Genomic DNA, 14,543 nt, shown 5'->3' on the forward strand with positions numbered 1-14,543 from the left:
GGTGTCAGGTCAGGTAGGCGCGGCGGCCGGTGACGGTCAGCTGGGTGCCGGCTCCCGGGTTCGTGCCGGTCAGGCGCACGCTCGGCGGCATGCCGGGACGTCCGGGGGCCAGGCGCAGGAATGCCGGTCCGGTGTTGGTCAGGCGCGCCGGGTCGGGGACGAGGCCGCCGGTGCCGGTCAGCTGCCAGGTGGCGGAGTCCACGGTGAGGGACTGGCCGGCGGCGATCTGCCCGGTGTAGGTGAACGAGTCGCCGTTGCGGCCGGGCCCGTCGCTGGTGTCGGTGACGGTGGGGGCGGTGATCGGACCGGTGATCCGGTAGGCGAGCTGCTCCATGGGCGCGGTGGCGTCCGTGAACGGATCAAGGTCGAGGTCTTGCGGCAGCGGGGAGCCGGGGGCGGTGGCCTCGAAGGCGATGTCGCCGGACTCCCAGTAGCCGGCGGGCACGTTGACCTCCACGCCGACCCGCATGCCGTTCTGGCCGAGCGAGGTCGGCGCGAGGGCGGACAGGACCTCGCCCTGGCAGCGGCGGAGCTGCCCGGCTGCGGTGTACCGCTCGAAGGTGAGCAGCCGGTGCGGCCGGGCGATGGCGCGCAACAGGTCCTCCCAGGCCTGTTCGACGGCCTGCCAGCCGCCCGCTCGCGGGGCCAGCCACAGGGCGAGGGTGAACTTGCCGGGGCCGTGGTGCTTGGGCCTCCACAACTCACCGATCCGGTTGGGCACGGCGGCGTTGGCGCCGACGACGGCCGGCGTCGTGTTCAGGCCGGACCGGTATTCCACGTCCCGTACGAGGCCGTCGGTGAGTTCGTAGCCGTCCACCAGCCAGCGTTCCCGGGCCATCAGGCGCTCTCCTTGTCGAACAGGCCGAAGCTCGCGAGGGCCCGCAGCCGGTTGTTGACGGTCTCGCCCGGGGTCTCCGGCAGCGGGTTGGTGATGTACTGCACGATCGCGCCGGGCGAGATGACGGTGCCGATGCGGTCGCCCTGACCGCCGTCGGCAAGCTGCCCGCGGGCGGCGTTGAGGGCGCCGACGGCCGAGGTGCCGCCGAGACCGCGTACGGTCTGCGGGGTGAGGACGCCTTCGCCGGGGCTGAGCCGGACCAGGGTGGAGTCCTGGCCGGGCGCGTACCCGGGGACGACGCCGCCGGTGGCGTAGCCACGGACGAAGGCCAGCACGCCGTCGACGGCGCGGTTGACCATGCCGCGCATCATGTCGCCCCAGGCGTTGTCGGGCATCCAGTTGAACCAGCTGCGCAGCGGGTTGAGGGCCTTGGCGAGGGCGCCGGAGGCCCAGCCGCGCAGCCGGTCCATCGCGCCGTCGACGAGGCCGCCGAGGAAGTAGCCCTGGACGGGCGCGCCGGCGTCGGCCAGGCGGCCGGCACGGGCGGCGTCGTTGAGCGCGGTGATGCCGCCTTCTCCACCGAGCTGCCGCACGGCCTGCGGGATCAGGACGCCCTCGCCCGGGCTGAGCATCGCGGGCACGGTGTCGCGGCCGGGCGCGTACCCGGGCACGACACCGCCTCGGGCGAACCCGACGGTGAAGCTGGGCAGCTTGCCCAGGCCGAAGGAGTCGGCGATCCAGTTCCACAGCCTGCGGATGCCGCCGTCGTAGACGGTGTTCACCCAGAAGCGGATCGGCGTGGCGAAGATCCCTGACAGGGTGGGCCAGATCCACTTCACGAAGCCGACCAGGCCGTCGATCGCGAAGCGGATTCCGTCGACCAGGCCGCCGATGGCGCCGTTGACGACGTTCCTGAACCACTCGGACTTCTGGTAGGCCGTCACGAATGCCAGCACCAGGGCGGCGACTGCGGCGACGATCAGCATCACGGGGTTCGCCGACAGGGCGAGCATCGCGACGCGGACGGCGCCGATCGCGTTGGAGACGGCCATGATCCCGCCGGCCACACCGGCCATCGTCAGCAGCGCGGACACGAACGGGCCCATGCCGGGGATCGACAGCAGCACCTGCACGGCGGAGGCGACGGCCTGGATGACGAACAGGAACCCGGACAGGGTGTTGCCCAGGCCGCCGAGCTCGGCGGCGATGTTCGCCACCGAGGTGATCAGGCTGAGCAGTTGGCCCCACAGCTGGCCGTTTCCGAGCGCCCCGGCCAGCGTTGTGACGGCGGGCAGGAACTCGGTGCGCAGCCGGGCGATCAGCGGGGCGAGTGCCGGGTTGTTCGTGAAGTTGAACCAGGCCACGGCGACGGCTGCGACCAGCCGCCCGATCTCCTGGACGACGGGGACGGTGTTGGCGAAGTACCCGGCCAGCTTGGCCTGTGTCTCGCCTTCGCCGGTCAGGGTGCGGAAGCTCGCGGCGGCGGTGGACAGGGAGTTCAGCAGGGTCTGCCCGGCCGGGGCGGCGGCCTGGCCGATGTTGAACACCCCGACGGCGATGTCCCGCAGGATGCCCCACAGCTGCGCGCCGGTGTCCCCGGCGCGTTGGAAGAACGCGCTCAGCTGCCCGCCGTCGCGGGCGGTCTGCACGAACGCGGCGGCGGTGGCCATGCCGCGCTCGGCGGCGCCGGCCAGCCGCTCCACCAGCGGCCCGGCGGCGACGGTGATGTTCCGCAGGACGTCGGCGGCGCTCAGGCCGGCGTTGGCCAGCATGCCGATGACCCGCGTGTTGGTGGCGGCCACCTGCGCGAGGTCCGCCCGCCAGGGGCCGGACGTGGCCAGCTCCGATGCCCGGATGGCGGCCTGGCCAAGGACCTGGCCGGTCTGGGAGATGGCGTTGTTGAAGATCGGCAGCAGCTGCAGGCCGCGGTCGATGGCCTGCTCCAGCGGCGGAAGCAGTGCCTCCTGCGCGGAGTCGCGAAGCCCGCTCAGGGCCGGCATCACGGTGCCTTGCAGGAACCGGGCGAAGCGCTGCCCGGCCGGGGAGAGCTTGTCGAGCGCGGCAGCGGCGGCGTTGGCCGCCGAGCTGTTGCCCGAAAGCGCCTGGGACTGGTCGCGCAGTGCCCGCGCCACGTCCCGCTGGGCGTCGGCGATCTGCTCGGCGGAACGTGTCTGCTGGCGCTGCGCCTCGCGGACCGTGCGGTCCAGCTCGGTGTGCGCGTCCTGCACCTCGCGGACAGCTTCGACCCGGGCGCGGGCTGCCTGCTGCTCGGCGTCCTGGACGCCCCGGACGGCGTCCTGCTCGGCTTCCTGAGCGCGGGTCAGCTGCTCCTTGGCCGAGGTGACCCGGTCGCTGCCCTCGACGCCTTCCTGGTTCGCCTTCTTGGCGTCCTCGGCGAGGCGCTGGTTGCGGGTACGGACGTCCTCGAGCTGGTTGACCGCCTCCTGGTAGGCGATCTGCGCTTCCCGCCGGTCCGTCTCCGACGCGAACGGCGAGGTGTCGACCTGGTTGAGGCGCGACCGTGCCTCTTCCAGGCCCAGGAGAGCCTTCTGCTCCTCCAGCGGCCCACGGGCAAGGTCGCGGTTCAAGTCCTCCAGGGAGCGCTGCGCTTCCCGCCGGGCGTCGTTGAGGGCTTCCTGCGCCCGAGTGGTCGCCTGCTGGGCGCGGGTGACGGTCAGCTCGGCCTGGGCCAGCTGCCGGTCCGCCGCTGCCACGGCCGCAGCCGCCTGCTCCTGGACATCGGCGAGCCGGCGCCGGGCCTGCGCGACCTGCTCGGCGCCGTTGACGGACTGCTCGTCTGCGTCCCGCTGCGCCGCTACGAGACGGCGCTGGGCATCCGCGACCCGGTCAGCGGCGGCCTGGCGGGCCTGAGCGGCAGCAGTCGCCGATCCGGCAGCCTGGGTATCGGCCTGGCCGAGGGCCTTCACGGCCGCGCCGATGCCGGAGAACGCGGCCAGCACGGTGCCGGCACCCTGCGCGGCGACGGTCATGGCACCGGGGAGTGCACCGAGGAGTCCGACCGCGGGGGCGGCTGCGGAGCCCATGGCGAACAGGCCGGCGGCAGCCTGGGTGAGGGCCTGTCCGAGCGCAAGGGCACCGGAGGCCATCGCGGGCAGGCGCGCCAGCCCGGCGACGGTGGAGCCCAGTCCCTCGGCCGCCGCAGCCAGACCGCCCCCAGCGGCCCCGGCGCCCCCGGAACTGGGGCTGTGAGGCACGTTGACGGGCCGCTCCGCCATCGTCCGCAACGCCGCCATGCGGGCGGACGCGGCCGCGGTGTCGACCTCGACCTTGACCTTGACGGACATGCCGGCGAGGGCGGCACGCACCTGGGACCGCAGGCTCGCCGCGTCCACGTCCACGCCGAGACGGACCCGCGTGGACGCTGCTTCGGCGACGGCCCGCACGCGCTCCTTAAGCCCGCCGTTGTCGAGGGCAGCGACGACCCGCAGGTACGCGACGCCGCGCGTCGCCTCCCGGATCTTCGCGTTCAGGCCGTCGGTGTCCAGGTCGACGCCGACCTGGACCCGGGCCTTGGCCGCCTGCGCGGCGGCCTGCACTCGCTGCCGCAGGCCGGTGGTGTCCGCGTCGACACGGACCCTGGCCTTGAGGTTGCGGGTCGCCGCATCAACACGGGCCCGCGCGTCCTGCGCGAACCCGGACAGGTCCGCGACGACCTGGACCCGAAGACGGCCCGAGTCGATCTCATCCGCCATTGCGGACCGCCTTCCTGGTAGTGCCGCGCAGAACGGCGACTGCGCGGGCCATCTCGCCCGCGCCCGCGTCGTGCATCTGGCCAGCCCGCAGATGGGCCGGGCGGGGAAGCTCGACCGGCTTCCGCAGGCGGCGCTCCGCCGCCAGCACCGAGATCAGCTCGACGGCCTGCGCGAGGAGTTCCTGCGTCAGGCCCCACCGGTCGGAGCCGACCTCGCCAGCGTCCCGGCGCAGCAGCGCCTCCGCCGGCAGTCCCCTTATCAGAGTCAGGAGGCGGCGGGTACCAAGGAATCCAGGGTCACCGGGCCGTCGCCAGACACCGCGGGCATCGAGGTGGTAGAAGCGCTGGAGGTCGGCTTCGAGGTCGTCCCAGCGTTCGAAGGCGTCTCGGACGGCCCGATGAGTTCCCCCAGGCCGGCACCCCCGCCCATGTACTTCGACCAGGCGTACCGCGCCAGTTCCACCACGTCGGAGTGGCTGGGCCGCTCGGCCATCAGCCGGCTGTAGCCGTCCGCCCCGAGCAGCCGGCGGCCCATCTCCCCGAACGCGGCGATCAGGTCGGACGGAAGGCTGGGCTCGGAGCCGAGCACGTCCACGATCAGGCCGGCGGCCTCGGCCTGCTGCTCCCCCTTGGACTGGGCGGCCTCCACGAGCTTGCGCAGCAGCAGCGGCAGGTAGGGGATGCCGACGAACGGCTGCCACACCTCCAGAGGGAGTTCGGCGGGCAGGACGGCCACCTCGGCGCCGCCGAAGATGACGGGCTCCTCCCCGACGGTGTACTCGGCCTGCGCGGCGCGCGCCTTGTCGGCGGCGGCGGCCAGGCGGCGCGCGCGGGCGGCGTCCAGATCGATCCCGGGCATCAACGGCTCCTCGGTCTGTCGGGCGGTGATCGCGGCAGACGCTAGGAGCGGCCCGGGGTTAGCGTCGCCCCGAGGGATCGCCGGGCACCGGCCGGAAGGAAGGCCGGTAGACGCGGCGGGAGGGGCCACGGCTGACCGTGGCTCCTCCCTGGTGGTGATCGGGCGGCTGAGGGTGGCTACGCGACCGTCAGGGCCGCGTACTCGGTGCGCAGCCACTCCAGCGCGGCCGCCAGCGCCTCGGAGTGCGTGGTGTACAGCCGCTCACGCCACTCGTCCCTCCCGGCCCACCCGTCGGTCTCCGAGTACCACCGCCAGCCTGGACCGCACGGCCCCCACTCGCACATGCACGACTCGGTGAAGAAGACTCTCACCCGCCGTCGGGCCCACGCCTGGATCCGTGCGCTGCCGGGAGGGATCGCCTCGACCCGGCCGCCCGGGCGCTGCTGGATGCCGTACCAGCCCGGCGCCAGCTGTACGAGCGTGCCGAACCGCGTGTGCTCGCCCTCCTCGTCCAGCCGGACGAACGTCCCTTCCGGGTATGGCAGTTCCACGGTTCCTCCCCTGAATGCGATGGTCCGGCCAGCCTCCGCGCCGCTGGTGGGCGATGGGCACAGCGAAGCCCCGGCCGAGGGGATGGCCGGGGCTTCGCGGAAGCGGTCGGGCCCTCCCCAGGGGGGTGAGGGACGGCCGGACCGACAGGACCCACAGTAGGTGGCTCAGCACGCCGTGGGCACAGCGGTAACTGGGCTACAGGACACGCAGATCAGGCGGCAGGAGCAAACCCGGGATCGTCGGTGAGGTCGTACCACGGGTCGCCCACCGCGCCACCGACGACCTTGAGCTCCAGCGGGAGCGTGGACTCGGCGTCGTTGGGGAACTTCTGGTTGACCGAGGCGACCTGCTCGCACAGGGGGATGATCCGCCGGTAGTGCTTGGAGCCGTCGATCAGCTCCACCACGGCCGCGAACTGGGTGCGGCCTCCGACGGCCGGCGGCGCGTACCGGTAGAACGTCTTGCCGTTCTGGGTCACGCTCGTGACCGCCCCGCCGCCGTACACAGCGGTGATGTTCGCGGCGTTCCACTCCTGAAGCTCGACCTTCACCGTGGCCGCGTCCTCGGTCTGAATGGTGCGCGCGGTGTACCGAAGCTGGTGGGACTTGATCTCCTCGAACTTCGGATCGGTGTTCCACTCCAGCGACCCAGGCTTGAACAGGCCCACGTCCTTCCATGCAGCCGGCAGGGCCACGATCGGATCGGCGGGCGCGGCCGTACCCGGCACCGCCAGGTACAGCCGCGCCATCTGGGCGACGAACATGCTCTCCGTAGGCACGGTCGATCTCTCCTTGGGGCGGACCGGTAGGACTGCGCGGACCGTAGGCCGCGCCCCGCCGTAGCGTCGCGCCGTCCCCGGCCGGGCCTCCGGCCGGCCATGGCGCCCCGCGCGCGTAGGGCTGTCGCAGAACTCGCGGAAATGCTGGCGGTCAGCCGGCGGCCGGGTGGGCGGTCAGCGCCACGACGCCGACGTACCGGCCCTGGCCTGTCGGTTCGGGCAGCCACCCCCCGGTCGACAGGGCCTGCACGAACGTGACCACGGGCTGCCCGGGGAGGGCAGGGCGCGCAGTCAGCTGGTGCAGGGCCTTCACCGCGGTCGTGAACGCCAGTCGCAGCGCAGGCCGGGCCGTCGAACGGTCCAGGTCCCCCAGAGCCTCGACCTGGAGGTTGAACGTACCGAGCCAGCGCCATCCCGGAGCGGAGCCGCCCGGGATCTGGGCGATGCGGATACGCGGGTAGGGCGGGGCGTTGCGCGCCCCGACCCTGCCTGCGCCGCCGAGCACGGCCGTCAGCTCATGATGGTTGGACAGCCAGTCCACCGCGAGCAGTTCAGCGTCGAGAGACGCGAGATCACGCACTCGCCTTGCCCTCGGCCTTGTCCGCCGGCGGCTTCGGCGCGAGTTGCTTGCGGGCCGGCTCCAGCGCGAGCGCCTTCGCCACAGCCTGCGGATCCGACGGATCGACGCCGGCCACGTACCCGGCGGAGACCAGCTGCCGGGCCTCGTCGCGCGACACGTCGATCTCGTCGCCCGGGGCCAGCTGCTCGCCTTCCCGGGTGAGGTGGTGGGCGAGGGCGATCCGGATCCGGTCGGTGTCAGCCATGACGGCTCCTTCGTACGGGGATGGGATGACCGGGCGAAGGAAACCAAGCCGGCGCGGCTACCGTCCCGCCGGGGCACGCAGAGCCGGGCCCTGTCCTCCCTCTGCGGCCTCAGCGGTGCCGGGCGGCGACCTGGGAGGCGGCGCCGCTCATGAAGTGCGTGCCCGCGCCGTCGGCGAACTCAGCCTCAGCAGCCCGCGGGTAGTCGCACGAGACGTCCGCTTCGGCGCGCAAGCCGAGAATGGCGGCCTTGCCGGCCGTGATGGTCGCCGCGACGGCTTCCGGGTCCTCGGTGACCGTGCACCGGCACCCTGCCGTCTCCTCAACCTGGCCGTTCGCGTCTCGGGGCCGGTCCAGCAACGCTTCGCCGACGTGGAACGGCACCGGGGCGGGCACCGTCTGGCCGTCGGCGGCCTGGTGGCTGGGCCGGGCTTGCCCGTCCTCGCGGGTGTGCCACGTCTTCGCGGCGGGAGCCAGACGCCGGGCCTCGGCCGCCACTTCCTCGGCCAGCCGTTCGACATGCCGGGCTGCCAGCGGCGCGAGGCGAGCTTCGATGTCCGGGGGCAGTTCCAGTCGCGCCATCAGGGGTGGCCCTCCGCTCGGGTGCCGCCCGCGGTCCATGGCCGGCCGGTGACGCGCACGTAGGTGAGTCCGGGATCGGCCGTGTTCCTCAGCTCGTCGGCGACCAAGACGGTCCACTCGGTCCCGGACGCGGGTTCCACCACCAGGTCGCCGACAAGCAGCGTGCCGACGCGCGGATCCAGGGCCAGGTGCCAGGTGCCGTCGGGCTGCGGCTGAGCGCGCCCGGGCCACGGCCCCCGCAGGTCGCCGAGGGGGCCAGCCATCTCGTCCCCGTAGGCGTCGAGCACCGGCAGGCCCCTGGTACGGGCACCGAGCTGCCGGTCAGCGAGGTGGACGGCCATCACATGCTCCGCGTGCGCGCGGTGCCAGGGACGGTGAGCCCGGGCGGGGTCGGCCGCACAGGGGCCTGGTAGACGCGGCGGCCGCGCAGCCGCCACCGGTCGGTGAGGGCAAGGTCCGGTGGCGTGAGGAGCATGGACGGCTCGGCGGTGGTGTCGTAGCTGACCGACTGGCCCTCGACGGACGCGGAGGAGACCCGACGCTGCCGGATCGGCGCATCGGCCAGGACCGGGTGGTGGCAGGCGGTGGCGCGCAGCCACAAGCGCAGCGGGGCCGTCTCGGGGTCGGATCGGGCGTCGATGCCAGCCACGTACTTGACGGTGTACGTGGGCACGCCGAACGGTCCGGACCGCGAGTCAGGGTCCGCCGTCGCGGAGAGCACGGTGACGACGGGGGTGTGGTGCAGAATCCAGCCCTCGGGGCCGGCTTGGACGCCGCTCTCGCTGTACTCGGCGGGGAGCAGCGGACGACCGAGGTGGGCCACGAGGGCGTCTTGCGCATCCTCGATGGCGGTCTCGAGCCGCTGTCGCACCTCAGCGGCAAGGGGGCTCTCATAGCCCAGGCGTCGAGCAACGTCCTCCGCCGTGACGATCAGTTCCACAGCACCCTCCTCCTCTTCCACCGGTTGGCGACATGGTGGAGACGGTAGGCAGCAGCAGAACTTGTGTCGTCTCGGAGCAGCGTTTCGAGTCGGCGAACGGGCAGCTTCGCGCGCTCCTGGAGGAGTAGACCAGCCCGAGTTCGCTCTCCCAGGATTCGGGGCCGTCCCAGGTGCGCGGTGACACATGGGTTCCCCCGGGGGAACCCAGCGGGCGGAAGCCGTGGCTTCCGCCGGGGAAACACAGTGGTTTCCGTGCGGGAACCCCTTCCTTCCTTTTCCTTCCTACGTACTTCCTTCCCCCCTACCCCCGCAGCTCGGCCGCAGGATAAGCCGCCGCGTCGTAGCAGAGCGACGGTGAACGGCGAGCGGGCCGTCAGGCGTTGAGGAGGTCTTCGGTGATCCGGTCCCAGGCTGGCCTGTCCTCGTCCAGGCGGCGCGCCACGGTCAGCAGCCGTCCGTCTAGGAAAGCATCCAGCCGGCCGGGGGTGGAGGCGGCCCGGCGCCGGGCGCGGTGATCAACTGGCAGCCCTTCGGCGAGGACGCCGACCAAGACCTCGTGGGTAGCGGGGCCGATGCGGTCGCCTTGGATCCACTGGCCCCTGACAGGGACCCCTGCGACGGTGCCCACCGTGGCAGGGCTGCGCTCGAACAGCCGGTTCATCGCCGAGTCCGCCCAGGCGTCGGCCAGCTCGACGGCCTCTTCGATCCGGATCGAGTCATCCTCTGAGGTCCCGAGAAGGCCGCCATGGACGTCCATCCCTTCGTCGCCGTCGGGCACGTGGAATGTGGCCGGGCGCTCCCGGGGGCGCGGCGCGGGCATGATCCAGGTCTCGCCGCCGCTCTCCGTCATCCAGCCCTTGACCATTCCATCAACCAGCGTGTCATCGTCGGGCAGGAACACGTCGACCACCACGCCGCCGGGCCCAATCCACACCCAGCTCATGAAGTAGGCGTGGTCACCTTGGTCTTTCGACCAGTTCGCGAGAGTCGCCATGCGGCTGCGCTGGTCGGCAGTGCTCGCTACCGGGAACGGCATCTTGGAGCTGCGGCTGCGCCCGCGCGCCTCCCCGGCCATTGGCCCGGCGGGCAGGTGGAACAGCAGGTCGGGGCGAGGCCCCGAGGTTCCGTAGAGGCCCTTGAGCTGCCTGGGGAGGATGTCGAAGCTGTTGAGAGTCCGCTTCCCGGGCTTCCACTCGAACAGGGCCTCGCTGACGGCCGACATGACTCCCAGGCCAGTGCACTCGCTGACGAAACTGCGGATGTGACGCGAGGACGCGATGAGCCTCGGGTAGTGCGCGGTGAGCGGCGTTCCGTCCATCGCCTCGGCGACGTAGCTGGTCAGCAATGCGATCTCGCCGTCCCGCACGCCCTGGTCGATGACCTTGCGCAGGTCGCACGCCAGGGCGTTGACGTTGACGAGCTGAGCGAGGGATACCGGCAGCACGCCCCGGCCGAGCTCTGCGGCTACGACCGTCACGGCCTTCCCGTCGGAACCGAACTGGGGCTTGGTCCGCCAGAGCCTGGCGCGCACGGAGTTCATGCCGGGAGAATACGGAGCCCCGCCGACACCTCGGCACACGGAGGAAGATCCGCCGTTTGCGAAAGATCTGGAGACACGCCGCCCACCTGCTTCGCTTCTTGATTTTCCACCTCAAATGAGGGAGAGTATCCGGAAGTTTCAGTGATCCGGAGGGGCGCGGCATGACTGTTGTGTGGACCGGGGACCGTGAAGTTGCAGAACGGCTGGGCAAGCTTGGGCTGACGATCGAGGAGATCCACGACGCCCTGCGCCGAGCGGAGGCCGAGCGGAACTTCTGCACCCTGCTGGACCCCGTCTCACTGCCAGGAAACATCTTCTGGGGTCGTACTGTGCGCTTCCTACGGGAAACGTACAAGGAAAAGGGCTGGTCAGTCCTGAGCCCCCGCAACGTGCCGCTACTCGTCGCCCCGTCCGAGGAGTTCGCGCTCACCGTCTCCAGTGGCAGCCGGGAGACTGGCATCGCCGGTTTGAAGCCCACCACCCGCTACTCCAAGGGTTCGGCTGTCATGGGCCGCGTCGAAACCAACCGTCAACTCCTCATCCCCGGTGTCGGCTTCGACGCCGAGGAGAGTGGCGACGGCATCCCAACCTGGTTCCTGCTGTACCAGCACGTCAACCTCGAAGGCCGCGTCCGTCTGCACGCCGAAGTGTCCCTCCCGGAGGGCACCGGCGAGCACGGCAAGATCAGCCTGTGGAACGAACGGATTATCCTGCCCTGGATCGACTTCGAGGGCTTCACGCCGTTCGAGGACGCGATCGACCCCAACAGCGGCATCGACATCCCGGTTGAACGACTCGGCTGACCCCAGCCCCCACCCACCACCCGAAATCCAGGCTCTCCCATGATCACCGCATCCCGGCTCGTCCTGGCGCGCAAGCGCCGGGGCCTGACCGTTACTCGTCTCTCCCAGCTCGCCGGGATCACCGCCCGGCGGCTGACCGACTACGAGAGCGGAAAGGCAAACCCAAGCCCGGCATCGCTGAACGCACTGGCCAAGGCCCTGGACTTCCCGGAATCGTTCTTCCGCGCCGACGAGGTCGCGGACCTGCCCGTGGCGGCCGTCAGCTTCCGCGCGCTCAGCAAGATGACCGCCTCCCAGCGGGACATCGCGCTGAGCAGCGGCCGCCTCGCCTGGAACCTCCAGAACTGGATCGGCGAAAGGTTCCGCCTGCCCGCCCCGGACCTGCCGTCCCTCACCTCGTTCAGCCGCTGCCGCCCCAACAGCGCCGCCGAGATCCCTCTGCCCGGTGAGGCCGGCACCGGCACCCCTCCCGCAGAGGAGGCCGCCAACCTGGTCCGAGCACGCTGGGGGCTCGGCCACGCACCCATCGGCAACATGCTGCACCTATGCGAGGCCCACGGCGCGCGCGTGTTCTCCCTCTCCCGGGACTGCACCGAGGTCGACGCGTTCTCCTTCTGGGATCGCGGCATGCCCTTCATGCTGCTGAACACCAGCAAGACCGCCGAGCGCAGCCGCTTCGACGCCGCCCACGAACTCGGCCACCTCGTCCTGCACGGCGAGGAACAGATCCCGCACGGCCCCGATGCCGAAGCCGAGGCGCACCGCTTCGCCGCCGCCCTGCTGATGCCCGCCTCCGATGTCCTCGCCCGAGCACCCAAGGGCCCCTCAACGGCTTGGATCCTCCAGGCCAAGCGGCACTGGAAGGTCGCCGCGATGGCCCTGGCCCACCGCCTCCACGAACTTGGCCTGTCCACCGACTGGCAGTACCGTACCCACTGCGTCGAGCTCGGCCGCCTCGGGTACCGCAAGGCCGAGCCCGGAGGCGTGCAGCGGGAAACCTCCCAGGTCCTCGCCAAGGTGTTCGGCGCGCTGCGCGCTGAGGGCGTGAGACTCCCCGACGTCGCCTGCGACCTGCACCTGCAGGTGAGCGACCTGAATGACCTAGTCTTCGGCCTCGTCGTCACGGCCCAGGACGGCGGGCGACAGACACCCACAACACCTGCCGCGCGGCCGCAACTGACCGTCGTTTAAGGATCGGAAAGCCTCCGATCGGAAGCCGTCGTATCTCAATGAGTTGTGTTCAACTTGAAGTTGCTGGTCGAGGCTCTGGCGTGGCCAGGATCGCGAAACCCCCCTGGTCGAGGGCGGGTGTCGGCGGTCTTGATCATTTGATGGGGCCTGCTCGGCGCCCGTGGTCACCGGCGCAGCCGGACGGGCGGGCCTCCTAATCAGGGCCCGCCCGTCCACACGACGCGCTACGCTCGCGCGCTGCTCGCGAAGTCTCCCGCTGCTGCACGGTTGAGAACCCCGGTGAGTGCCTGCCGCACCTTGGCCGATTCCGTGCCGACGTCCTGCCCAGCGTACGTGCCCCACAGCACCAGGAACCTAGCTAGCACCTCCCGAGCTACCCATACCGCGGTAAGCACAGATCCGGCGCCCGTCCCCCTGTTGCCGCCGTGCATCCACGGGCGGGTATGAGCACCGCCTGAGAGCGAGTTATACGGGTCAAACGCTCCAGCAGCCGGCCCGAGGAACTTCCGAGTGCCGGCCGCGACCCCGATGTCAGCCCGCGGCACGACCTGCCCGTCAAGCGCAACATTGATCGGCTTGCCCTGCCCGTTCCGCCGCCAGGTCACGCCAGCGTCGTCGAGCATGCGATGCAGGCTCGACTCTGTCGCCTGCGCGTCCGCGATCATGGTTGTGCTGTTGTGCGAGGTGGCGAGCTTACGTGCGCTGTCACAGTCGACAAGCCACATGCCCGCGATACGGGCAAGCCGTAGCGACACGTCGTCCGTGCGGTCCGCGAGGTGGCCGAACAGCCCGCCGGCCTCCAGGGCGGCGCGTACGGGGGTGAGGTGCGAGAGCACCGGCAGAGGCTCGCGTGTCAGGTCGGCCGCAAACGCATACAGGTGATCAACTGCGCTCGCCGCAGCAAGCTCGGCAGCATCGACGGCAAGCTCATGAAGGCACAGCCGTCCCCGCTTGATCTTGGATCGGTTGTTCGCCGACGCCTTGATAGCCAGCCGATCGGCGTCGAGCCCAGCCCCAGCGAGACCACGCGCGAGGACTGGGCCGACGTGACCGAGGCAAATCCGGACAGCCTTGGCGGCGGCGGTAAGCAGCTCGGGAGTAAGCGCGATGTCTGTCGCTCGCGGGGGCGGTTCAAGCTCAAAGACCATACGAGAACCGTAGAGCCGAGACACGGCGCGCCGCAGCTGCACAACAGCGTTGCGAGTGATGGGTGCTGGCGCCTCCCGAGGTTCGGCAAGGGCAAGGCTTCGAACAGGCTTACGCTGTTACCTCTCCATGATCTAGCTTCCGGCGCGCCCGGAAAGACCCACGAACCTACAGTCCGTCACCCTTAGCGGCGGGCTGCCCGCGTCCCCGAATCCTCTGATCGCCCTCCCCGAGACGCTCGAACCTTGCACAATCAGCCCCATGAGTTCCGTCTCCACTACAGCACCGGCGCTGCGCGATCAGGTCTTGGCGCTCGTTGACGCCGGCCAATCGTCCGGCGCCTGGAAGGCGTTCGGACCCACACCTGGTCTGTGCGTGGTCACCATGTCCGAGCTCGTACACATGCTCGGCCGCCAGAAAGCCGGCCGGCGCATCGCTCTATCGGTCGGGTCTGCGCTCGACTCGATCCCTGAAGTTGGCTACTTTCCAGCGCAGTTGCCGAACAACGGCACCGCGCACGTGTGCCTGTACCGCCTCGATCAGCACATCGGCCGAACGCTCACGGCCATCCTTGCCGCACCGCAGAAGGTTGATGGGTCGACCGCCGCTGCACTCGTCTTCATGGCGGCCAACCTGCGCCCCGCACCCAGCAACCCAGCCGTCTGACCAAAGCACGAGGCCGACGCCTATGTGCGCGTCGAGCTGCTGCCGACCGGCGACACGGTCAACGTCGTCTCGGACGACCCGCCGGGCGCGGACGAGCGGCACCACTCACAGGCC

General features: G+C 71.0%; 15 protein-coding genes. 3 read left to right on the forward strand and 12 right to left on the reverse strand.

Annotated elements, in window-relative coordinates; all coding sequences use genetic code 11:
• Positions 1 to 4: 4 nt before the first annotated feature.
• The 11 genes from AB0P35_RS12855 to AB0P35_RS12905 all read right to left on the reverse strand — a co-directional run bounded on the left by AB0P35_RS12855 (position 5) and on the right by AB0P35_RS12905 (position 10,623).
• Positions 5 to 838, reverse strand: coding sequence for a hypothetical protein (locus AB0P35_RS12855; protein WP_363509949.1), 834 nt, complete (start codon positions 836 to 838; stop codon positions 5 to 7).
• Positions 838 to 4,551 (reverse strand): hypothetical protein, encoded by a 3,714-nt coding sequence (locus tag AB0P35_RS12860; protein ID WP_363509951.1) that lies wholly within the window; start codon positions 4,549 to 4,551, stop codon positions 838 to 840. Before AB0P35_RS12860 ends, AB0P35_RS12855 begins: the two co-directional genes overlap by 1 nt.
• Positions 4,552 to 4,815: 264 nt before the next feature.
• Positions 4,816 to 5,409: a hypothetical protein gene (locus AB0P35_RS12865; protein ID WP_363509953.1), complete on the reverse strand. Its 594-nt coding sequence runs from the start codon at positions 5,407 to 5,409 to the stop codon at positions 4,816 to 4,818.
• A 176-nt stretch (positions 5,410 to 5,585) separates the two neighbouring features.
• Positions 5,586 to 5,960, reverse strand: a complete 375-nt coding sequence (locus AB0P35_RS12870; protein ID WP_363509954.1) for a hypothetical protein — start codon at positions 5,958 to 5,960, stop codon at positions 5,586 to 5,588.
• A gap of 212 nt (positions 5,961 to 6,172) precedes the next feature.
• The gene (locus tag AB0P35_RS12875) at positions 6,173 to 6,739 is read right to left on the reverse strand and encodes a hypothetical protein (protein WP_346143405.1); all 567 of its coding nucleotides are present in this window, start codon (positions 6,737 to 6,739) and stop codon (positions 6,173 to 6,175) included.
• Positions 6,740 to 6,890: 151 nt separating this feature from the next.
• Positions 6,891 to 7,319, reverse strand: coding sequence for a hypothetical protein (locus AB0P35_RS12880; protein ID WP_363509956.1), 429 nt, complete (start codon positions 7,317 to 7,319; stop codon positions 6,891 to 6,893).
• The gene (locus tag AB0P35_RS12885) at positions 7,312 to 7,563 is read right to left on the reverse strand and encodes a hypothetical protein (protein WP_363509958.1); all 252 of its coding nucleotides are present in this window, start codon (positions 7,561 to 7,563) and stop codon (positions 7,312 to 7,314) included. Before AB0P35_RS12885 ends, AB0P35_RS12880 begins: the two co-directional genes overlap by 8 nt.
• Before the next feature lie 109 nt (positions 7,564 to 7,672).
• Positions 7,673 to 8,143, reverse strand: a complete 471-nt coding sequence (locus tag AB0P35_RS12890) for a hypothetical protein (protein ID WP_363509960.1) — start codon at positions 8,141 to 8,143, stop codon at positions 7,673 to 7,675.
• Positions 8,143 to 8,484 (reverse strand): hypothetical protein, encoded by a 342-nt coding sequence (locus AB0P35_RS12895; RefSeq protein WP_363509962.1) that lies wholly within the window; start codon positions 8,482 to 8,484, stop codon positions 8,143 to 8,145. The genes AB0P35_RS12890 and AB0P35_RS12895 overlap by 1 nt, the downstream gene beginning before the upstream one ends.
• On the reverse strand, positions 8,484 to 9,083 hold the full coding sequence (locus tag AB0P35_RS12900) for a hypothetical protein (RefSeq protein ID WP_363509964.1): 600 nt from the start codon (positions 9,081 to 9,083) through the stop codon (positions 8,484 to 8,486). Before AB0P35_RS12900 ends, AB0P35_RS12895 begins: the two co-directional genes overlap by 1 nt.
• 373 nt (positions 9,084 to 9,456) lie before the next feature.
• Positions 9,457 to 10,623, reverse strand: coding sequence for a hypothetical protein (locus AB0P35_RS12905; protein ID WP_363509966.1), 1,167 nt, complete (start codon positions 10,621 to 10,623; stop codon positions 9,457 to 9,459).
• Positions 10,624 to 10,784: 161 nt separating this feature from the next.
• Here AB0P35_RS12905 and AB0P35_RS12910 point away from each other — a divergent pair, with 161 nt between their 5' ends.
• Positions 10,785 to 11,426, forward strand: coding sequence for a hypothetical protein (locus AB0P35_RS12910; protein WP_363509968.1), 642 nt, complete (start codon positions 10,785 to 10,787; stop codon positions 11,424 to 11,426).
• A gap of 39 nt (positions 11,427 to 11,465) precedes the next feature.
• On the forward strand, positions 11,466 to 12,617 hold the full coding sequence (locus AB0P35_RS12915; protein WP_363509970.1) for an XRE family transcriptional regulator: 1,152 nt from the start codon (positions 11,466 to 11,468) through the stop codon (positions 12,615 to 12,617).
• Between the two features lie 224 nt (positions 12,618 to 12,841).
• Here AB0P35_RS12915 and AB0P35_RS12920 read toward each other — a convergent pair whose 3' ends face one another.
• Entirely contained in the window at positions 12,842 to 13,765 is a 924-nt protein-coding gene (locus AB0P35_RS12920; RefSeq protein ID WP_363509972.1) for a hypothetical protein, read from the reverse strand.
• 259 nt (positions 13,766 to 14,024) lie between these two features.
• On the opposite strand from AB0P35_RS12920, the gene AB0P35_RS12925 reads away from it, so the two are divergent.
• Positions 14,025 to 14,429 carry a hypothetical protein gene (locus AB0P35_RS12925; protein WP_363509974.1) on the forward strand — a complete coding sequence of 135 codons (405 nt, stop codon included), beginning with the start codon at positions 14,025 to 14,027 and terminating at the stop codon, positions 14,427 to 14,429.
• Positions 14,430 to 14,543 lie beyond the last annotated feature (114 nt).

Origin of the sequence: Kitasatospora sp. NPDC085879, assembly GCF_040686255.1 — a bacterium.
In the GTDB taxonomy this organism is placed as follows: Bacteria; Actinomycetota; Actinomycetes; order Streptomycetales; family Streptomycetaceae; genus Kitasatospora.